Genomic DNA, 21,054 nt, shown 5'->3' with positions numbered 1-21,054 from the left:
TAAAGTGCATTTATTTTGTGTTGATCGGTAAAAATCATAAATAAATAACACCACGGCAAAATCGCCGAGTGACAGTCTGCCGCCAAGCCGCCCAACTAAAAAATAAGCCTACACCTCAATCACTGTGGGATCGATAAACATAGAGCGCTACCCAAGCAGAGTTCAACGGTAGTACAACACCAAATAACACATAGAACACCAACCACTAGCCTGTAGGAAAGTTCACTCATTACACCCTGGAAGATTTAGATCAGTTCCCTTACTACAAGCTAGTTAAACTCAGTCGGCACGCGAAACAACATCCTACATATCCCACGGCATTTCCCCGCAGACAACATCCGGGAAATTACCCGAGCACAACGCGTTGGCTCCAGCGGTCGATCGTGGCACGATGGCAAGGTTATCGACCGAGACCCCCAAACCATGCCGCAATCCCAAGCCAAGAATCTGTCCCTGATCGCCGCCATCGACCTGGGCTCCAACAGCTTTCACATGGTCGTGGCCAAGGCCCAGAACGGTGAGATCCGCATCCTTGAGCGGCTCGGCGAGAAAGTACAACTGGCTGCCGGGATCGACGACGAGCGCCAGCTCAATGAAGAGTCCATGCAGCGCGGCCTCGATTGCCTCAAGCGATTTGCCCAACTGATCAACGGCATGCCCCTGGGCGCCGTACGCATCGTCGGCACCAACGCCCTGCGCGAAGCGCGCAACCGTGGCGAATTCATCCGCCGCGCCGAGGAAATCCTCGGGCACCCGGTAGAAGTCATCTCCGGCCGTGAAGAAGCGCGCCTGATCTACCTCGGCGTGTCCCACACCCTGGCCGACACGCCGGGTAAGCGCCTGGTCGCCGACATCGGCGGCGGCAGTACCGAATTCATCATCGGGCAGCGATTCGAGCCGTTGCTGCGCGAAAGCCTGCAGATGGGCTGCGTCAGCTACACCCAGCGCTACTTCAAGGACGGCAAGATCACACCGGCACGCTACGCCCAGGCCTATACGGCAGCGCGGCTGGAGATCATGAGCATCGAGCACGCCCTGCACCGCCTGACGTGGGATGAAGCCATCGGCTCATCCGGCACCATCCGCGCCATCGGCCTGGCCCTCAAGGCTGGCGGCCATGGCACCGGCGAAGTCAATGCCGAAGGCCTGGCGTGGCTCAAGCGCAAGCTGTTCAAGCTGGGGGATGCGGAGAAGATCGACTTCGACGGCATCAAGCCCGACCGTCGCACCATTTTCCCTGCGGGCCTGGCGATTCTCGAGGCGATCTTCGACGCCCTCGAACTGCAACGCATGGACCACTGTGACGGCGCCCTGCGTGAAGGCGTGCTCTACGACCTGCTCGGCCGCCATCACCACGAAGACGTGCGCGAGCGCACCCTCAGCTCGCTGATGGAGCGTTACCACGTCGACCTTGAACAAGCGGCCCGCGTGGAGCGCAAAGCCCTGCACGCCTTCGACCAGGTGGCCGAGGACTGGGACCTGGAAGACGGCGTCTGGCGCGAACTGCTCGGCTGGGCAGCCAAGGTGCATGAAGTGGGCCTGGATATCGCCCACTACCATTACCACAAGCACGGCGCCTACCTGATCGAGCACTCCGACCTCGCCGGTTTCTCCCGCGAAGACCAACAAATGCTCGCCCTGCTGGTCCGCGGTCATCGCCGCAACATCCCCAAGGACAAGTTTGCCGAGTTCGGCGATGAAGGCAGCAAGCTGATCCGCCTGTGCGTATTGCTGCGCTTCGCGATCCTGTTCCACCACATCCGTGGCACCCAGGAAATGCCCCAGGTGACCCTGCGCGCCAACGGCGAGAGCCTGGACGTGGTGTTCCCCAAAGGCTGGCTGGATGAGAACCAACTGACCCAGGCGGACTTCGCCCAGGAAGCGGATTGGCTGACACGGGTTGGGTTCACGCTGAACGTGCGCTAAGACGTTCTAAAGAACACTGCAAAAACAAATGTGGGAGCGGCGGTGCGACGATTCGACTTGCCCGCGATGACGGAGTGTCAGTCAATGCATCGTTGACTGGCCTACCGCTATCGCGGGCAAGTCGAATCGTCGCACCGCCGCTCCCACACAACCCCGCCTGTCAAAACACCCCCGCCCTTTCGTTAGTCACTCGTACAGACCTGTCAAATATGACAGTTGTGCACCTCTATCGATCAGTCTTTACTCCCGCCCAGCCCTCTCGTTTAACAGGCATTCACGCAGAGGACCAACAGATCGCATCTGTCCCAGGGAAGGGCTCGTCATGACATTATCGGCTGTCACCATTCTGGGCATCGGCCTCTACGCGACAGGCCTGAGCGTCGCTCACGCAGCCGCATGGACACCCTTCTCCACCACTGCAGGAGCGCAATGCGCGCCGATCGACATCAATGACAGCGGCCTCACCGTAGGCAACTGCAGGCCAGCCAGCGCTACCGCCAACAACGTTCCATGGGTCGCCGATGGCGCAGCGCACGGTGCCCAGACGGCATTACCCTCCCTGGCGAGCGGACAACCGTGCAGCGTTTGGGCAGTGTCCAACAACGGAAAAGTGGTGGGCGATTGCAGGGATGCCAACAATGCTGACTTTGGGACGGTCTGGAACGCTATGACCCCAGCAGCGCCGCCCACCAAACTCGATCCCCTGCCCGCTACGTTGTTAATTCCACTGCTGCGTCCCAAAGATGTCGCCACCAACGGTGCTGCGATCAATGACCAAGGCGACGTGGCGGGCTCAAGCTACGACGCCAATAACCGCGGAACCGTGGTGTTTTATGCCGCTGGCAGCGGCACCCCGGAACGCGTGTCCGGCTGGGGCGACAATTGCACAGTCGCGGGCATCAACCTGCCCAGTACCGGCACCCCACACATCGCGCTCAACTGCCCGAACAATGCTGGCAATACCACCCCGCGCGTCGCGGAAAAAACCGGCCTGTCGTACGCCCTGACGGATCTGGCCCTGCCTGCTGGCGCCAGCTATTGCACCGTCGGCACCGTCACTAACACCGCTAAATTTATCGGGACATGCGTTTATCCAGACTCGGAAGTGAACGTGGCAAAAAGTGCCTTCTGGGGCAGCAAAACCGCCGTGCCCTTGGTGCTGACCTTGTCTTCAGGCTCTAAAAACAAAGCTATCAATCTCAACGAGGCGGGCACGGTGCTCGTCGCACAGAACACCGCAGATGGACGACAGCAGTTCATGACCTGGCTGCCCTCGCCGCTGCCCATTCCCATCATCGCGATCATTCTTTTCCCAAGTGGAAGCGTATGGGGCCAGGCCGGGGCGATTGCCAATGGCAATGTCGTGGGTTTGAACATCCTCACCAGCGACCAATACTCACAGGCGTGCACCTGGACGCAAACAGCCGGGACCGTATGCCTGCCGTCGATTGGCGGCGGCAAAAACAGCGAGGTGACGGTCATGTCCAAAAACGGAGCGTATATGGCGGGTGTTGTCATGGACGCCACGCAAACCGCTGTTTCGGTAACGACCCCGCTCCCTTGAAACGAAGGAGTTATGCGCATGAAATGCACAATGCTCGTCAGGACATTCCTGTGTATATGGGCCGTCAGCCAAGCCACGATGCCGACGTCCGCCGATGCCGGAACTTGGAAAAACGGTACGTTTTACCCAGGGGGCTCATGGTATTTGGATCGAAGCAATCCGAAGGCAACGGGAGACTCGAATCCAGGGCGGGGCAATTCGGTCAAGGAGCGCAACGCACCTGACGCTGCCACCTGTAGAGGCGGCTTCCGAATGGGACGCGAAAACCCTCGAGATCCCATCACAAAAATTTATTGCTGAGTCATTAACCGAAGCCCCATCAGGACCAGCCTGATCCCGATCTAAAAACACCGCAAAACAAATGTGGGAGCGGGCTTGCCCGCGATGACGGAGTGTCAGTCAATGCATCGTTGACTGACCTACCGCTATCGCGGGCAAGCCCGCTCCCACATGGGGTCCGTGCAAGCCTGAATTAATTCACGGTGAGAATCGGGCTACCCAACCGCTCCAACAACGTCGCCTGCGCACTGCGCGGGTTCTGGTTGCCGGTTGGCGTGTTGCGCACGTAGCGGCCGTCCGATTGCAGGCTCCAGCTGTGGGTGTTGTCGGTGAGGTAGCTTTCCAGCTCCTTCTTGACGCGCATGATCAGCTTCTTGCCTTCCACCGGGAAGCAGGTCTCCACACGCTTGTCGAGGTTGCGCTCCATCCAGTCGGCGCTGGAGAGGAACATCTGCTCTTCGCCACCATTGAGGAAGTAGAACACCCGCGTGTGCTCCAGGAAGCGGCCGATGATCGAACGCACATGGATGTTATGCGACACGCCGACAATGCCCGGGCGCAGGCAGCACATGCCACGCACCACCAGGTCGATGCGCACGCCGGACTGGCTGGCCTTGTACAGCGCGCGGATGATCTTCGGATCGGTCAGCGAGTTGAACTTGGCGATGATGTGCGCCGGTTTGCCGTCGAGGGCGAACTGGGTCTCGCGGGCAATCATGTCGAGCATGCCCTTCTTGAGGGTGAACGGCGCGTGCAGCAGCTTCTTCATGCGCAGGGTCTTGCCCATGCCGATCAACTGGCTGAACAACTTGCCGACGTCTTCGCACAAGGCATCGTCGGACGTCAGCAGGCTGTAGTCGGTGTAGAGCTTGGCGTTGCCGGCGTGGTAGTTGCCGGTGCCCAAGTGGGCGTAGCGCACGATCTCACCGGCTTCGCGGCGCAGGATCAGCATCATCTTGGCGTGGGTCTTGAAGCCGACCACGCCGTAGATCACCACCGCGCCCGCCGCTTGCAGGCGGCTGGCCAGTTGCAGGTTGGACTCTTCGTCGAAGCGCGCGCGCAGCTCGATCACGGCGGTGACTTCCTTGCCGTTACGCGCGGCATCCACCAACGCATCGACGATTTCCGAGTTGGCGCCGGAGCGGTAAAGCGTTTGGCGCACGGCCAATACATGCGGGTCCTTGGCGGCCTGGCGCAGCAGGTCGACCACCGGGGTGAAGGACTCGAACGGGTGCAACAGCAGGATGTCCTGCTTGCTCACCACGCTGAAGATGTTCTCGCTGTTTTGCAGCAACTTCGGGATCTGCGGGGTGAACGGCGTGTATTGCAGCTCCGGGTGGCTGTCCAGGCCAGTGATGCTGAACAGGCGCGTCAGGTTCACCGGGCCGTTGACTTGATACAGCTCGGACTCCGCCAGGTTGAACTGCTTGAGCAGGTAGTCCGACAGGTGTTTCGGGCAGGTATCTGCCACTTCCAGACGCACCGCGTCACCGTAGCGCCGCGAGAACAGCTCGCCGCGCAGGGCGCGGGCCAAGTCTTCGACGTCTTCGGAGTCCAGCGCCAGGTCGGCGTTTCGGGTCAGGCGGAACTGGTAGCAGCCTTTTACCTTCATGCCCTGGAACAGGTCATCGGCGTGGGCGTGGATCATCGACGAGAGGAATACATAGTTATCGCCAGCGCCCCCCACCTCTTCCGGTACCTTGATGATCCGTGGCAGCAAGCGCGGCGCCGGGATAATCGCCAAGCCGGAATCGCGGCCGAAGGCGTCGATGCCTTCCAGCTCGACGATAAAGTTCAGGCTCTTGTTCACCAGCAACGGGAACGGGTGCGTCGGGTCAAGGCCGATTGGGGTGATGATCGGCGAGATCTCGTCGCGGAAATAGCGGCGCACCCAGGTCTTGATCTTGGTGGTCCAGTGACGGCGACGGATGAAGCGGACCTGATGTTTTTCCAGTTCCGGCAGCAGGATGTCGTTGAGGATCGCGTACTGGCGGTCCACATGGCCGTGTACCAGCTCGCTGATGCGTGCCAGGGCTTGATGGGGTTGCAGGCCATCGGCACCGGCTTGTTCACGGGCGAAGGTGATCTGTTTTTTGAGGCCGGCGACGCGGATCTCGAAGAACTCGTCCAGGTTGCTGGAGAAGATCAGCAGGAACTTCAGCCGCTCCAGCAACGGGTAGGACTCATCCAGCGCCTGTTCCAGCACGCGGATGTTGAATTGCAGTTGTGACAGCTCGCGGTGGATGTACAGGCTGCTGTCATCCAGGTTGGTCACCGCGACCACCGGCGCCGGCGCTGGCACTTCGGCCACCACGGCAGGCGGTGCCGGTTCCAGCTCGGGCGGGGTCTCAGTGACCTGTTCAACCACCGGGTGAGCGTCTTTTACGGCAACTTCTGTGAGTCCTTCGGTATTCATCGAGTGTTCCTGTGAGGGCTATTGTTGCTCTCTAAGCAATTGGGCAGCGCGGGCGGCGAAGTAAGTCAGAATGCCATCAGCGCCGGCACGTTTAAAGGCAGTCAGGGATTCAAGGATCACCCCTTCACTCAACCAACCATTCTGGATCGCGGCCATGTGCATGGCGTATTCACCGCTGACCTGATAGACAAAGGTCGGCACTTTGAATTCCTCTTTGACCCGGTAAAGGATGTCCAGGTACGGCATCCCGGGCTTGACCATCACCATATCGGCGCCTTCGGCCAGGTCGGCCGCCACTTCGTGCAGGGCTTCGTGGCTGTTGGCCGGGTCCATCTGGTACGAGGCCTTGTTGGCCTTGCCCAGGTTCAGCGCCGAACCCACCGCATCGCGGAACGGGCCGTAATAGGCGCTGGCGTACTTGGCCGAGTAGGCCATGATCCGCACATTGACGTGGCCGGCCAGCTCCAGGGCTTCACGAATCGCCTGGATGCGCCCGTCCATCATGTCCGACGGTGCAACCACCTGGGCACCCGCCGCTGCGTGGGACAAAGCTTGCTTGACCAGCGCATCGACGGTGATGTCGTTCTGAACATAGCCGTCTCTGTCAAGAATGCCATCCTGGCCGTGGGTGGTGAACGGATCAAGGGCAACGTCGGTGATGACGCCCAGCTCCGAGAAACGCTCGCGCAGGGCGCGGGTGGCGCGCTGGGCGATGCCTTCCGGGTTCCAGGCTTCGGCGGCGTCGAGGGACTTGAGTTCAGGCGGGGTGACCGGGAACAGCGCCAGCGCCGGAATGCCCAACTCGACCCAGCCTGCCGCTTCGATCAACAGTTGATCGATGGTCAAGCGCTCTACACCCGGCATCGAGGCCACTGCTTCCCGGCGATTTTCGCCGTCGAGCACAAACACCGGCAGGATCAGATCATTCGTCGTCAGCACGTTTTCACGGACCAGGCGGCGAGAAAAATCATCACGGCGATTGCGACGCAGACGGGTAGCGGGGAACAGGCGATTGGCAGGGGTAAAGCTCACGACAGACTCCTGAGCCCGCGTTTACGGGCGAGCGTTGCAGTTATAAGCGGGCATTATGACGAATGAATGACAGTTGTGCTTATCGGTGCGACCTGTAGCCGCATTCGCAGTTTATGTAGGAATTGTTCACTTCGTGACACATCTCGATACTTTCACGAATGTTCACGAAGGCGTAGGCTGCGCGTTCATTTCGCCAGCACCCCCAGACCATGCTTCAACAATTTCTGCATGACTTCGGCTACTTTGCGCTCTTCCTGGGCACCTTCTTTGAAGGCGAGACCATCCTGGTTCTCGCAGGCTTCCTGGCGTTCCGTGGGTACATGGATATCAACCTGGTGGTGGTCGTGGCCTTTTTTGGCAGCTACGCCGGCGACCAGCTTTGGTATTACATGGGCCGCAAACACGGGCGCAAATTGTTGGCACGCAAGCCCCGCTGGCAACTGATGGGCGACAAGGCCCTGGGGCATATCCGCAAGCATCCGGATCTCTGGGTGTTGAGCTTCCGCTTCGTTTACGGATTGCGCACGGTCATGCCGGTCGCGATTGGCCTTTCCGGCTATCCACCCTTGCGCTACCTGATTCTCAACGGGATTGGTGCGGCGATCTGGGCTGCTGCGCTGGGGGCTGCGGCCTACCACTTCGGCGCGGTGCTGGAAGGCATGCTGGGCAGCGTCAAGAAGTACGAGCTGTGGGTGCTCGGCGCCTTGCTGGTACTGGGCTTTGGTCTGTGGCTGCGCCGCCGCATCAAGAACGCCCGCATCGCCCGCGAGGCGTGTGCCGACGCCAAGGCCCGGCTCGCCGCCGAGCCGGCCCCGGTCGAAACGACTAAGACGCCAGTCGAGTAAGCCGGTCTCTGCAACAGTAGAGGCCGATCACGCTGAGCAGGCTGTAGCTCAGCAGGCCCAGCCAGCCCAGGTTGCTGGCCGGCCACAACCCCACCTGCGGCGCCAGCCACACCAGCGGCACGTTCAGCGTCAGCCGCGCCAGTTCGGCCTTCAGCGCCCACGGGCGGTTCTCCAGGGCCACACCCAGGGTAAACAAGCCCAGCGCCATCGCACTCCAACCCAGGATCAGCGCGGCCGTGGGCAAACCCTCGCCGAAATTCATCAGGTAGCTGCCAAAGCCCACATACGCGGCAAATTGCAGGGCGATGTACACCTGCTGGCGCACGTCCAGCGCCACCTCGAACTTACGGAACTGACTCAAGTCGTGCTTGGCCAACGGGTACTTGGCCTTCACATCCGCGGGGCGCCAGCCGGTGCGCATGAACCAGATGCGCAGCTTGTCCCACCAACGCTCGGTGCGCCGCGCATCGCTCCACAGCTGTGCATAAAACTGCAGGTTGGCCCACAGCGGGTTCCAGCTGGCCAGGGGCGTGGTCACACCGAAAATCACCGGTTCGTTGTCGTCTTCTTCCTGGAAGGTGCCGAACAGCCGGTCCCAAATAATGAACACCCCGCCGTAGTTGCGATCCATGTAGAGAGCGTTCTGTGCATGGTGCGCCCGATGATTGGACGGCGTGACGAAGAACCACTCGTACCAGCCCAGCTTTGGCACGTGACGCGTGTGTACCCAGAATTGGTACAGCAGATTGAGGGAAGCCACGCTGATAAACACCACCAGCGGCACGCCGACCACGGCCAGCGGCAGGTAGAAGATCCAGCTCAACAGGAAGCCGGTGCTGGTCTGGCGCAGGGCGGTGCTGAGGTTGTAGTCCTCACTCTGGTGATGCACCGAGTGCGCGGCCCAGAGGATATTGCGCTCATGCCCCATGCGGTGCAGCCAGTAGTAGCAGAAGTCGTAGAAGACAAAGGCGAACACCCAGGTCCAGGGGTTCTGGGCGGGCAATTCAAACAGCGCCAGGTGCTTGAGGGCGAAGGCGTAGGTCAACAGGCCCACACCCTTGGTCAACAACCCCGTGGTGGTGGACAGCACACCGGTGCTAAGGCTGTTGATGGCATCCGCCACCCGATAGTTGCGCTCGCCACGCCAGCGGTCGGCGAGCAGCTCCACCACGATCAAGGCGATGAAAAACGGTACCGCGTAAGGCACGAAGTCCATGGGCTAGTCCGGTCTATTTTTGTTACATCTAGAGTAGGTGTAGCGGCGCAAGAGCCCATTGGCAACAGGTGACAAATTAGTAGACATTTAACGCCATGAACCCAGGAGAAATGCCCATGAGCAAAAAGATTGCAGTGATCCTTTCCGGCTGTGGCGTGTACGACGGCGCAGAGATCCACGAAAGCGTGATCACCCTGCTGCGCCTGGACCAGCGCGGCGCTCAGGTCCAATGCTTTGCCCCCGACATTGCGCAACTGCACGTGATCAACCACCTCACCGGCGAGGAGATGCCCGAGACGCGCAACGTGCTGGTGGAATCGGCGCGCATCGCCCGTGGCGAGGTGAAGGACATTGGCGAAGCCAACGCCGACGACTTCGATGCGCTGATCGTGCCAGGCGGGTTTGGGGCGGCGAAGAACCTGTCCAACTTTGCCGTGGAAGGCGCGGGGTGCAGCGTCAACCCGCAGGTATTGGCGTTGGCCGAAGCCTTTGCCGAAGCGGGCAAGCCGGTGGGGCTGATCTGCATCTCCCCGGCCCTGGCGGCAAAGATCTACGGCCCCGGCGTGACCTGCACCATCGGCAACTGCGCCGACACGGCGGCGGCGCTGGACAAGATGGGCGCCACCCACCAGGAATGCGCGGTGGACGATATCGTTGAAGACAAGGCGCGCAAGCTGGTGAGCACGCCGGCCTATATGGTGGGCAAGAGCATCAGCGAGGTGGCGTCAGGCATCAACAAGCTGGTGGATCGGGTGCTGGAGCTGACCCACGAGAACGACTAACCGGCCCGCATCAACCGGGTCAGGATGCGGTCCAGGGCATTGGCAAACGCCTGCTTGTCCTTCTCGCCATGGGGCGGTGGCCCGCCGCCCATCTGGCCCTGTTCGCGCAGATCGGTGAACAGGTTGCGCACCGCCAGGCGTTCGCTCATGTTCGCCGGGCTGAACTCCTTGCCCCGTGGGTCGAGGGCGGTGACGCCCTTCTTCACCAGGCGATCCGCCAGCGGCACATCGCTGCAAATCACCAACTCACCGGGCACGGCGTGCTCCACCAGGTAGTCATCCGCCGCATCCGGGCCGCTGGGCACCACGATCAGCTTTACGCATGAAAAGCTCGGCTTGATCTGGCTCTGCCCGGCCACCAGCACCACTTCAAACTGGCGCTTGAGGGCGAACCTGACCACCTGGTCCTTGGCTGCCCGAGGGCAGGCGTCGGCATCGATCCATACGCGCATAAACACTCCTCATATCCACAACACAGTTCAAAATGTGGGAGCGGGCTTGCTCGCGAAAGCGGTGGATCAGACAAAACATCTGTGACTGACAGACTGCATTCGCGAGCAAGCCCGCTCCCACACTAACTGTGCCCACTCAAGACTTAAGCAGTGGCGCGACGCTTCTCCGCCAACCGACTGCGGCCATACAACACCACAATCGCCAGAATCGCCACCGCCTGCGCACTCAACGAGTACGCATCGGCATGAATCCCCAGCCAATCGAAGTCAAAGAACGCCACCGGCCGTGTGCCGAAGATCCCGGCTTCCTGCAATGCCTTCACACCATGCCCGGCAAACACCACCGACAACGCGCACAACAGCGCAGCATTGATGCCAAAGAACAGCGCCAGCGGCAGCTTCGCCGAGCCGCGCAGGATCACCCACGCCAGGCCCACCAACAACACCAGCGCGGTCGCACCACCGGCCAACACCGCGTTGTGCCCGGCCGGGCCGGCTTGCAGCCACAGGGTTTCGTAGAACAGGATCACTTCGAACAACTCGCGGTACACCGAGAAGAACGCCAGCATCGCAAAACCGAAACGCCCACCACCGCCCACCAGGCTGCTCTTGATGTAGTCCTGCCACGCGGCAGCATGGCGGCGGTCGTGCATCCACACGCCGAGCCACAGCACCATCACGCTGGCAAACAGCGCCGTGCAGCCTTCCAGCAGTTCGCGCTGGGCGCCGCTGACATCAATCACATACGCCGCCAGCGCCCAGGTGGCCAAGCCCGCCAGCAGCGCCAGGCCCCAGCCGACGTTCACACTGCGCACCGCCGACTGCTGGCCGGTGTTGCGCAGGAACGCGAGGATCGCCGCCAGCACCAGGATCGCTTCCAGGCCTTCGCGCAGCAGGATCAGCAAACCGGAGATGTAACTCAGCGACCAGCTCAGGCCGTCGCTGCCCAGCAGGCCAGCGGATTCGGTCAGCTTGCCCTTGGCCACATCCAGGCGCTGCTGCACTTGCTCGATCGGCAGCCCGTCCTGCAACGACTGCCGATAGGCCATCAGGGCTTTCTCGGTGTCCTTGCGCACGTTGGCGTCAACGTTATCCAGCGAGCTTTCCACCAGCTCGAAGCCTTCCAGGTAGGCGGCGACGGATAAGTCGTAGGCCTGCTCGTGATCGCCGTTGCGGAACGCCGCGAGGCTCTTGTCCAGGGTGCTCGCGGTGTAGTCGAGCAACTGCGCCGGGCCACGCTTGACCTGCGGCGGTTGCGCGCGCTGGGCGCGGAAGGTCGCGGCGGCGGCTGGGCCGCTGGCCGCCAACACTTCGTTCGGGGTCTGGCGGGCCAGGTCGGCGAGGTTGAACGGCTGCTCGCTCTTGGCCGCCGCCGGGTCGGCGGTGAAGCCGGCGATGTAGGTGGCCAGGTCCCAGCGCTGACGGTCGTCCAGTTGGTCGGCGAAGGACGGCATGTCGGTGCCTTCGACGCCCAGGCCGAGGGTGTTGTAGATCGCATAGAGGCTCAGGCGATCCAGGCGCGTGGCGTCCGTCAGGTTGGCGGGCGGCGGCGTCATGCCGGTGCCCGCAGGGCCATCACCGGCGCCGGCAGCGCCGTGGCACACCGAGCACTGCTGGGCGTAGAGCGGCGCGCCGCGTACTGGGTCGGGAGTGATCGCCGGGGCCTGGCTGACTTCATAAGCCACCGCCAGCTTGGCGCCCAACTGCCGGGCCTGGCGGGCGACAGTCGCGCCCTCCGCATGGGCAGTGACTGCCGCCAGCAATTCATCGACGCCTTGGATCAACTCGGCACGCTCGGGCTTGGCCGGCAAATCCGCCACCAAACCCTGCAACACCCCAAGAAACTCCAACTGCTCGCGGTACTCGGAGTCATCGACAACCTTGCCCGCCTCCACCGTCGGCGGGTAGTCGGCGCCAATGTAGTCCAACAAATGCAGGGCTTGCGGCGCGCCCTCGGTCGTCGCGGCCAGCAGATGGAAGCTGCACGACATCAACGCCGGCAGCATCAGCCAGGCGAGAAAACGGAAGAGGGCAGTCATGAATGAATCTCAAAGGGAAATACGAAGTAACATATTGTTTAACGTTAAGCGCTTTGACTCAAGGCGTTAGTGATTCGATGCAGGGAATAGCGTCGAATCAGTGATGGCGCCCTCCTCTATCCTCCAGGCAAAAAGCCATTGTTTTGCCAGCAACGGCGCCTATAATGCCGCGCCCTGTTATCGCGAAAGGGTCTTTATTTCCTCGTTTTAATGAGGAATTGGCACATCAGCTGGTTACGTTCAGGGAAGAAGTCTGCATGGCATTTCGCGCCGTTACCCCGCTTGCGCTCGCGGCGGTCACCTTGCTGTCGGGTTGCTCGATGTTTCGCAGCTACGACACCGAGCTGCAAGCCACCAACCAGCAGTTGGTCAGCGGCAATGTCGAGGGCGCACTGACCCTGCTGGAGAAAAACAACAGCGGCGAAGACAAGGACCTGCTGTATTTCTTCGAAAAGGGCGAATTGCTGCGGGCCAAGGGCGACCTCAGCGGCAGCCAGACCGCCTGGCGCAGCGCCGACCTGCAAGTCTACAAGTGGGAAGAGTCGGTCAAGTTCGACAGCGAACGCTACCTCGCCCAGTTTGGCAGTTTCCTCGCCAACGATAAGGTGCGGCGCTACGAAGGCTATGACTACGAAAAAGTCATGCTGACCACGCAGATGGCCCTGAACCTGCTGGCCCTCAACGACTTCGACGGCGCCCGCACCGAGATCAAGAAGACCCACGAACGCGAAGCGGTAATCGCCGACCTGCGCGACAAGGAATACCTCAAGCGCGAGAACGAAGCCGAACGCCAAGGCGTGACGACACAGTTCAAGGACCTGCGTGGCTACCCCGTGGAAGCCCTCGACGCGCCGGAAGTGGTCGGCCTGAAGAACAGCTACCAAAGCGCGTTCAGCCATTACCTCGCCGGTTTCGTCTACGAAGCCCTTGGCGAAAAAGACCTGGCCGCCCCCGGCTATCGCAAGGCCGCCGAGCTGCGCCCCAACACGCCGTTGCTGGAACAAGCCCTGCTCGACCTCGACAAAAGCAGCCTCGGCGCCGATGAAACCGACGTACTGATCGTGGTGCAAAGCGGCCTGGCGCCGGCGCGTGATTCGATCCGCCTGCCGCTGCCGATCCCGATCGACGGCCATCTGGTGATCACCCCGCTGTCGTTCCCGGTGATCAAGGCCGACACCTCCACCGCGCACTTCGCGCAGATCGGCGTCGACGGCCAGCAACAGAACCTCACCGCACTCAACAGCACCACCGCCATGTCGCGCCGCGCCCTGCGTGATGACATGCCAGGGATCATCCTGCGCACCACCGTGCGCGCCGTGACCCGTGGCGTGACGCAAAACAACCTGAACAAGACCAACCCCATGGCCGGGCTGGTGCTGGGCATCGCCTCGGCCGTCACCGAAGGCGCCGACACACGCACCTGGCGCACCCTGCCGGACCTGACCCAAGTCTCGCGCCTGCGCCTCAAGCACGGCGAGCACCAGGTCAGTCTGCCCAACGCCCTGGGCGGCACGCGGGTCACCGTCAAGGCCGACCAGCGCTACCAAGTAATCACCCTGCGCGTGGTCGGCAACCAGGTGTTCGCCGGCGGCCTGGCGGCCCACGTGGTGCCGAGCCCGGCCACCCAGGCCATCGCCCTCAAACAACCTTAAGGAGCACGTTATGCGTCATTTCATCCTCGGCGCCCTGGCGCTGGTCCTGCTGGCCGGCTGCGCCACCCCGCCGCCACCGGAACCTGGCAGCGCGGCGAGCAAGATCGTGGTGATGGGCAAGTTCAAGGGCATCGCCGTCGGCGCCATCCGTGTGGCGCGGGAGAACGGCTTCCTCACCGCCAAGGTGCAGCTGAGCAATATCACCAGCAGCAACCAGACGATGTATTACCGCTTCGCCTGGCTGGGTGCCGACGGCTTCCCGGTGGGCGACGAAGACACCTGGAAAGTGCTGAACCTGTACGCCAACCAGGCGACCTTCCTGCCGGCCATTGCCAATTTGCCTCAAGCCGCGGACTTCCGCCTTGAAGTGAAGACGCCTTGACGCCCACCCCTATTCAGCTCTGGAGAGATTTCCCCATGTTTGCACGCTTCTCGATCCTTGCCGTAGTTGCCGTACTGGCCAGCGGTTGCTCCAACACCTCGCCGGTACTGGGCAGCAAGAACATCAGCTACGGCGACACCAAGGCCGTGGAAACCGTGACCAACGAGTTCGGCTCCACCGACCTGCAGATGATCGCCGAAACCATGACCCGCTCCCTCGCCCAATCCGGCATCCTGCAAGGCCGCCCGGTGGTGCAGGTGTATGACGTGAAGAACAAGACCAGCGAGTACATCGACACCCGCGAGATCACCACGTCGATCAAGACCCAGCTGATGAAGACCGGCACCGCACGCTTCGCCAGCGACAACACCGACATGCAAAGCCAGGTCGACCAGCTCAAGCTGCAAAACCAGAGCGGCCTGTACAAGAAGTCCACGGTGAGCAAGACCGGCAACATGGTCGCCGCCAAGTACCGCCTGGAAGGCTCCATCAGTTCCATCGTGAAGCGCAGCTCGGACTACAAGGACGTGTTCTACAAGTTCAGCCTGCAACTGGTGGACGTGGAAAGCGGCCTGGCCGAGTGGATGGACGAAAAAGAAATCCGCAAGACCACGGAGCGCTAAGCCATGCGTACTTGGATCGGCATGATCGGCCTGCTGTGCGCCTTTGGCGCCTCGGCCGCACCGAAAATCGCGGTGACCGACCTGGCCTATCAGGCGCGGGTCGAGGAATACATCCACGCGGTCTCGGCCAGCAACAACTTCCAGGCCAGCGGCTACCACGCCAGTGGCGCGTCCAGCTACGCCGAGTTCGAGAGCCGCTCCAGCTACATCGAGCAGCTTGAGTTGCGCAAATTCAGCGGTGACATCAAGGGCGAGATCCTCAAGTCGCGCCAGTTCCAGCTGGTGCAGGGCACGCCGTACACCGCCGACGCCAAGGGTGACGTGTATGACGTGATCAAGCGCATCAAGGCCGGTAACTTCAAGGGCGCGGACTACGTGCTGTTCGGCACCCTGTCCGACATCGACTTCACCCAGGACCTCAACGCCATCGACCGCACCAACAGCTACTCGGCAGTGCTGAGCCTGACGTTGGTGGCGGATTTCAGCCTGATCAACACGCGCACCTTCGAGATCACCTCGGCGTTTACCGCCATGGGCGAAGGGCAAGACACCAAGCTGGTGAACAGCCGCGACGTACGCGTGAACCTGAACCGGCCACGGGTGGTGAAGGACGTGTCGAAAACGTTGGGGGAGGATGTGGTGCGGCAGCTGGCGGAGCAGTTGGGTGGCGGGTATCAAGAACCCGGCCAACCCGTGTTGCGCAATAACTTGCCGAGGGATGAAGCGCCGAAGATCCTGCGCTGATCCTCGATTTCACAAACACCAAAAAACCAATGTGGGAGCTGGCTTGCCTGCGATGCAGACACCTCGGTACATCAGGGACACCGAGGTGATGCTATCGCAGGCAAGCCAGCTCCCACAGTTTTGATCCGGTTTCGTCAGTTATGCAGTGGCGCGGTGCAGGCTGGCGAGGAAGCCAGCGGCCCCCACGAACAACCCGGCAAACGTACGATTCATACGCTTCTGCTGCTTCGGCGTACGCAACAAGCGCAACACCTTCGACGCCAACCCCGTGTACCCGGCCATCACGATCATATCCACGCAGATCATCGTCGCGCCCAGGATCACGTACTGGATCACCAGCGGCGCCTGCGGGTTCACGAACTGCGGCAGCACCGCCAGCATGAACACCAAGGCCTTGGGGTTGCTCGCATTGACCAGGAAACCGCGGAACATCATCGCCATCGGTTTGCCGATCGGGCGCACGGCCGCGTCGTCGGACATGTCCATGGGCAAGGCGCGCCATTGCTTGATGGCCAGGTAAACCAGGTACGCCACGCCAAACCATTTGATCGCATAGAACGCGGTAGACGACGTCGCCAGAATCGCACCCAGGCCGCCGGCGACCACGGCAATCTGCATCGCCAGGCCGATTTGCAGGCCAATGGCGTTCCAGTAACCGCGCGCAAAACCGTATTGCAGGCCGCTGGACATCGAGGCGATGGCGCCTGCACCAGGGGACAGGGAGATGACCCAACTGGCCACGAAAAAGGCCAGCCATGTATCGAGTGCCATTACACACCTCGTTTCAAATTCGTCGTGAGCGTTAAGCTAACTCCGAGCACCGAGGCCTGGCTATAGAATTTTTACGCGGGGCTGATCCAGCGGCGCACCGAGCGTTGGAAGAACAGGCTGTTGGGCACCTGCACCATCGCGCTGTCGGTACCGGCTTCGGCCACTTCGATCAGCGTGGTGTACAGCAGGTTGATCGCCACCACCCGGCCTTTCACGCCCGGTTTGTCCACGGTGTCCACCAGTTCGACGATGTCGCCGATGCGAAACGGCCCGACGGTAAAGATCAGGATCGCGCACAGCAGGTTGGACAGCACCGACCACATGGCAAAAAACGCCACGGCCGCGACGGCGACAAAGCCCGACAGCGCGGTCCACAGCACCGTGGCGGACACGCCCACACGCTCCAGCACAAAGATCAGCGCGCTGCCCATGATCAACCAGCGCAAGCCACCGCGCAGCGGCATCAGCAGTTGCGGCGGGAACGGGTAGCGCTCGCCCAGGCGCGTCAGGCCCTTGGCGACAAAACGCTGCGCCAGGTAGCCGGCCAGCAGGATCAGCAGGATCAGCAGGATCTGCACGCCGATCCAGATCGGCTCGACCCACTGCGGCGGCAGCGGCAACTGCAAGGCTTCCATCAGGACAGCGCCTCCAGCTCCGCTTGCAGGGTTTCGAGCAACTCGAGGGCTTCCATCCAGGTTTCCTCCAATTGCCCTTCACGCACCTTGAGCTTGGCCTGTTCGGCCAGCAGGTCGCGCAGTTCATCCTTGCGCGCGGCTTCGTACACGGCGCTGTCACCCAGGCTGGCTTCGATCTTGGCCAGGCGCTCGTGCACCTTGCCCAGTTCGGCTTCCAGCTTGTCGGCTTCACGCTTGTGCGGCGCAAGTTGTTGGCGCAAGGCAGCAGCGGCCTGGCGCTGGGCTTTCTTGTCGGTCTTGTCCGGGTTGACCGGCGTGTTGCTGACCGGTGCGTTGCGCAGGCGGTAATCCGTCAGCCAGCGTGCGTAGTCGTCGAGGTCGCCGTCGAATTCTTCGACTTTGCCGTCGGCCACCAGCAGGAAGTTGTCGGTGGTGCTCTTGAGCAAGTGGCGATCGTGAGACACCACCAGTACCGCACCGCTGAACTCCTGCAAGGCCATGGTCAGCGCCAGGCGCATTTCCAGGTCCAAGTGGTTGGTCGGTTCGTCGAGCAGCAACAGGTTCGGCCGGTCCCAGGCGATCAACGCCAGGGCCAGGCGGGCTTTTTCGCCGCCGGAGAAATTCAGCACCGGCTCATCGATGCGCGCGCCACGGAAGTCGAACCCGCCGAGGAAGTCGCGCAGCACCTGTTCGCGCTCGGTCGGCGCCAGGCGTTGCAGGTGCAACAGCGGGCTGGCCTTGGCGTCGAGGGAGTCCAACTGATGCTGGGCGAAGTAGCCCACCACCAGGTTCTCGCCACGGGTCAGGCGACCGGCCAGGGGTTGCAGCTCGCCGGACAGGTTCTTGATCAGCGTGGACTTGCCCGCGCCGTTAGGCCCGAGCAGGCCGATGCGCGCACCCGGCGTGAGTTGCAGCTTCACTTTTTCCAGGATGGTTTTTTCGCCATAACCCAGGCGCGCATCCGAGAGGTCCAGCAACGGGCTGGAGATTTTCACCGACTCGCGGAACACAAAGTCGAACGGCGAATCGACGTGGGCCGCCGACAGTTCTTCCATGCGCTCCAGGGCCTTGATCCGGCTCTGGGCCTGGCGGGCCTTGGTGGCCTGGGCCTTGAACCGGGCGATGTAGCTTTCCATGTGCGCACGTTGCGCCTGCTGCTTCTCGAACGCCTGCTGCTGTTGGGCCAGGCGTTCGGCACGGGCGCGCTCGAATGCGGTGTAGCCGCCACGGTAGAGGGTGATTTTCTTCTGTTCGACGTGGGCAATGTTGTCGACCACGGCGTCGAGGAAATCCCGGTCGTGGGAAATCAGCAGCAAGGTGCCCTGGTAGCTCTTGAGGAAGTCCTCCAGCCACAGGATCGCATCGAGGTCCAAGTGGTTGGTCGGTTCGTCGAGCAGCAGCAGGTCGGACGGGCACATCAGCGCCTGGGCCAGGTTCAGGCGCATGCGCCAGCCGCCGGAGAAATCGGCGACCGGGCGGTCCATTTGCTCGTTGGTGAAGCCCAGGCCGGCGAGCATCTTGCGCGCACGGGCGTCGGCGGTGTAGCCGTCGGCACTGTCGAGTTCCGAATGCAGGCGCGCCTGGGCGGCGCCGTCCTGGGCTTTCTCGGCCTCGGCGAGGTCGTGTTGCACCTGGCGCAGGCGCAGGTCGCCATCGAGCACGTAGTCGATCGCGATGCGGTCCAGGGTGTCGATCTCCTGGCGCATATGGGCGATGCGCCAGTCGGCGGGCAGCAAGCAGTCCCCGGAATCCGGGGTCAGCTCACCCAGCAACAGGGCGAACAACGTGGATTTGCCGGCGCCGTTGGCACCGATCAGGCCGGCTTTGTGACCGGCGTGCAGGGTCAGCTCGGCGTCTTCAAGAAGACGTTGCGGGCCACGCTGTAATGTTAGGCTTTGAAGTCGGATCATAATGGCGGCGGAGTCTACCAGCTTCGTTGGCCGCTGGCTTGGGTGTGAATATGTGCGCTGACCTGTGGAGCTTTGCCCTTTCGACTTACGCCCGGCCGGGCGTCGAAGCCGCTTGCCTGCGCTTGCAGGCACAAGGCGCGGATGTGTGCCTGTTGCTCTGTGGTGCCTGGCTGGAGCAGCGCGGTGTAGCGGCTGCGCCTGAGCGCGTGCAGGCCCTGCAACAACTGGCTCGCCCATGGCGCACGCAGGTGATCGAACCGTTACGACAGGTGCGGGTGCAATGGCGCGCCATGGCGCAGCAGGATCAGCCATTGGCGGCGCTGCGCGAACGGATCAAGGTGTTGGAATTGGAGGCCGAGCGGGAACTGCTGACACGCCTGGAAGCGTTGGCGCAGGCATGGCCGATAGGGGAAGGTCAACAACAGTGGCTGGAAGGACTGGCGGCTGAGGATGCCGCCAACCTTGACCATGACGCGCTGCAGCAGCTGCGCGTCATGGCCACCGGCACTTAGGAAGCGCTGGTTGGGGTGGTGCTTGGCGCTACCGGTGCAGGCGTGCTGCTAGCCGATGCGGTTGGAGCGGTGGCCGCGGTAGCAGCAGGTGCAGCTGGCTTGGCCGGTGCTGGTTTGGCAGCGGCGGGCTTTGCAACAGCGGGTTTGGCGGCTGGTTTGGCAACTGGCTTGGCAGCTGGTTTTGCAGCAGCAGGTTTGGCAGCTGGCTTAGCGGCTGGTTTGGCAGCAGCGGCTTTGGCAACTGGCTTGGCAGCTGGTTTGGCAGCAGCGGTTTTAGCGACTGGCTTGGCAGCTGGTTTTGCAGCAGCGGTTTTAGCGACTGGCTTCGCGGCTGGTTTCGCAGCAGCGGTTTTAGCGACTGGCTTCGCGGCTGGTTTCGCAGCAGCGGTTTTGGCAGCTGGCTTCGCGGCTGGTTTCGCAGCAGCGGTTTTGGCAGCTGGCTTAGCGGCTGGTTTCGCAGCAGCGGTTTTGGCAGCTGGCTTAGCGGCTGGTTTCGCAGCGGCGGTTTTGGCAGCTGGCTTGGCGGCTGGTTTTGCAGCAGCGGTTTTGGCAGCTGGCTTGGCGGCTGGTTTTGCAGCAGCAGTTTTGGCAACTGGCTTCGCGGCTGGTTTTGCAGCAGCGGTTTTGGCAGCTGGCTTGGCGGCTGGTTTTGCAGCAGCGGTTTTAGCAGCTGGCTTGGCAGCAGCTTTAGCGGGCGCCTTTGCCGCAACGGCTTTTGCAGGTGTGCGAGCACCCAAGACTTTCGCCACGGCTTCTTTCACACGACCAACGCCCTGGGCCAGTTTCAGGCTTTCTTGAGCGTCTTTTTTGAGTTGGGAAATGTAGCCGCGGGTTTCAGCCTGGCGATCCTTGAGGGCGTCCAGCAGGTCCTCGAGTTCTTTGACAGCGTCTTTGGCTTTGGCTTGTGCCTTGGCCTTGCCGGCAGTGGCGGCGTCTTGCAGTTTGGTGCGGGATTTGTGCAGCTTTTCTTGCGCTTTACCGCGTTGTTTTTCCAGCTTGGCGAGCAGTTTTTCTGCATCGGCCAGGGCTTGGGAACAAGCGCTTTCCAGATGTTCGAGCAAGCTGCCCGAAAGTTGTTGGAGTAAATGCAACGGGGTATTTACAGGCTTCTGTTTGGCCGACATGGTTTACCTCCTGGCTGACGTGGGTGCGGCTCATACTAGCCCTCTGCTCTTACCGCCGCTAGGGCATGTTGACAGTATCGTTTGCCTGGCGTTGCACGGTGCGAAAATTCTTATCGTTATAACGAAAATACGCGGCACTTTTTACCCGTT

Annotated in this window: 18 protein-coding genes; 9 read left to right on the top strand and 9 right to left on the bottom strand. The window is 61.8% G+C overall.

Translation table 11 applies throughout. The annotated features are described in order from the left end of the window. Positions 1-423: 423 nt before the first annotated feature. The gene (gene ppx, locus J1G37_RS04860; RefSeq protein WP_207040388.1) at positions 424-1,926 is read left to right on the top strand and encodes an exopolyphosphatase; all 1,503 of its coding nucleotides are present in this window, start codon (positions 424-426) and stop codon (positions 1,924-1,926) included. Between the two features lie 322 nt (positions 1,927-2,248). Continuing rightward, positions 2,249-3,490, top strand: coding sequence for a hypothetical protein (locus J1G37_RS04855; protein WP_207040387.1), 1,242 nt, complete (start codon positions 2,249-2,251; stop codon positions 3,488-3,490). Between the two features lie 472 nt (positions 3,491-3,962). On the opposite strand, the gene ppk1 is transcribed toward J1G37_RS04855, so the two are convergent. Beyond that, a complete protein-coding gene (gene ppk1, locus J1G37_RS04850; protein WP_124526866.1) occupies positions 3,963-6,185 on the bottom strand; it encodes a polyphosphate kinase 1 in 2,223 nt (740 codons plus the stop codon). A gap of 18 nt (positions 6,186-6,203) precedes the next feature. Further along, the gene (gene hemB / locus J1G37_RS04845) at positions 6,204-7,217 is read right to left on the bottom strand and encodes a porphobilinogen synthase (protein WP_207040386.1); all 1,014 of its coding nucleotides are present in this window, start codon (positions 7,215-7,217) and stop codon (positions 6,204-6,206) included. Between the two features lie 209 nt (positions 7,218-7,426). On the opposite strand from hemB, the gene J1G37_RS04840 reads away from it, so the two are divergent. Further along, a complete protein-coding gene (locus J1G37_RS04840) occupies positions 7,427-8,062 on the top strand; it encodes a DedA family protein (RefSeq protein WP_124526867.1) in 636 nt (211 codons plus the stop codon). Here the strand turns inward: J1G37_RS04840 and J1G37_RS04835 are convergent. After that, positions 8,043-9,278, bottom strand: coding sequence for a sterol desaturase family protein (locus J1G37_RS04835; RefSeq protein WP_207040385.1), 1,236 nt, complete (start codon positions 9,276-9,278; stop codon positions 8,043-8,045). The genes J1G37_RS04840 and J1G37_RS04835 overlap by 20 nt on opposite strands. 116 nt (positions 9,279-9,394) lie before the next feature. On the opposite strand from J1G37_RS04835, the gene elbB reads away from it, so the two are divergent. Next, on the top strand, positions 9,395-10,060 hold the full coding sequence (gene elbB, locus J1G37_RS04830; RefSeq protein ID WP_207040384.1) for an isoprenoid biosynthesis glyoxalase ElbB: 666 nt from the start codon (positions 9,395-9,397) through the stop codon (positions 10,058-10,060). On the opposite strand, the gene J1G37_RS04825 is transcribed toward elbB, so the two are convergent. Both J1G37_RS04825 and J1G37_RS04820 read right to left on the bottom strand, forming a co-directional pair. Beyond that, complete coding sequence (locus J1G37_RS04825) at positions 10,057-10,512, bottom strand: YaiI/YqxD family protein (protein ID WP_207040383.1); 456 nt, start codon at positions 10,510-10,512, stop codon at positions 10,057-10,059. The two genes, elbB and J1G37_RS04825, sit on opposite strands and share 4 nt — an antisense overlap. Before the next feature lie 143 nt (positions 10,513-10,655). Next, entirely contained in the window at positions 10,656-12,551 is a 1,896-nt protein-coding gene (locus J1G37_RS04820; protein ID WP_207040382.1) for an FTR1 family protein, read from the bottom strand. A gap of 257 nt (positions 12,552-12,808) precedes the next feature. Here J1G37_RS04820 and J1G37_RS04815 point away from each other — a divergent pair, with 257 nt between their 5' ends. Genes J1G37_RS04815 through J1G37_RS04800 form a run of 4 tightly spaced genes read left to right on the top strand, consistent with a single transcriptional unit; the run spans position 12,809 to position 15,952 of the window. Beyond that, positions 12,809-14,203 (top strand): hypothetical protein, encoded by a 1,395-nt coding sequence (locus J1G37_RS04815; protein WP_207040381.1) that lies wholly within the window; start codon positions 12,809-12,811, stop codon positions 14,201-14,203. A gap of 10 nt (positions 14,204-14,213) precedes the next feature. Beyond that, positions 14,214-14,585, top strand: coding sequence for a YcfL family protein (locus J1G37_RS04810; protein WP_017530843.1), 372 nt, complete (start codon positions 14,214-14,216; stop codon positions 14,583-14,585). Positions 14,586-14,620: 35 nt separating this feature from the next. Continuing rightward, entirely contained in the window at positions 14,621-15,208 is a 588-nt protein-coding gene (gene lpoB / locus J1G37_RS04805) for a penicillin-binding protein activator LpoB (protein ID WP_124526873.1), read from the top strand. 3 nt (positions 15,209-15,211) lie between these two features. Further along, complete coding sequence (locus tag J1G37_RS04800; protein ID WP_207040380.1) at positions 15,212-15,952, top strand: penicillin-binding protein activator LpoB; 741 nt, start codon at positions 15,212-15,214, stop codon at positions 15,950-15,952. Between the two features lie 138 nt (positions 15,953-16,090). Here J1G37_RS04800 and J1G37_RS04795 read toward each other — a convergent pair whose 3' ends face one another. The 3 genes from J1G37_RS04795 to J1G37_RS04785 form a co-directional block, all read right to left on the bottom strand. Continuing rightward, the gene (locus J1G37_RS04795; RefSeq protein ID WP_124526875.1) at positions 16,091-16,723 is read right to left on the bottom strand and encodes a LysE family transporter; all 633 of its coding nucleotides are present in this window, start codon (positions 16,721-16,723) and stop codon (positions 16,091-16,093) included. A 71-nt stretch (positions 16,724-16,794) separates the two neighbouring features. Next, complete coding sequence (locus J1G37_RS04790) at positions 16,795-17,358, bottom strand: mechanosensitive ion channel family protein (RefSeq protein ID WP_207040379.1); 564 nt, start codon at positions 17,356-17,358, stop codon at positions 16,795-16,797. Beyond that, positions 17,358-19,268 (bottom strand): ATP-binding cassette domain-containing protein, encoded by a 1,911-nt coding sequence (locus J1G37_RS04785; RefSeq protein WP_124526877.1) that lies wholly within the window; start codon positions 19,266-19,268, stop codon positions 17,358-17,360. Before J1G37_RS04785 ends, J1G37_RS04790 begins: the two co-directional genes overlap by 1 nt. A 50-nt stretch (positions 19,269-19,318) precedes the next feature. Between J1G37_RS04785 and J1G37_RS04780 the strand changes: the two genes are divergently transcribed. After that, positions 19,319-19,780: a TIGR02444 family protein gene (locus J1G37_RS04780; protein ID WP_207040378.1), complete on the top strand. Its 462-nt coding sequence runs from the start codon at positions 19,319-19,321 to the stop codon at positions 19,778-19,780. Here J1G37_RS04780 and J1G37_RS04775 read toward each other — a convergent pair. Continuing rightward, entirely contained in the window at positions 19,777-20,904 is a 1,128-nt protein-coding gene (locus J1G37_RS04775) for an AlgP family protein (RefSeq protein WP_207040377.1), read from the bottom strand. The two genes, J1G37_RS04780 and J1G37_RS04775, sit on opposite strands and share 4 nt — an antisense overlap. Between the last annotated feature and the right edge of the window lie 150 nt (positions 20,905-21,054).

This window comes from Pseudomonas sp. Marseille-Q1929, assembly GCF_017316265.1.
In the GTDB taxonomy this organism is placed as follows: domain Bacteria; phylum Pseudomonadota; class Gammaproteobacteria; order Pseudomonadales; family Pseudomonadaceae; genus Aquipseudomonas.
Note: the sequence above shows the minus strand (reverse complement) of the source record. Positions and strands in the feature narration are given on the sequence as shown.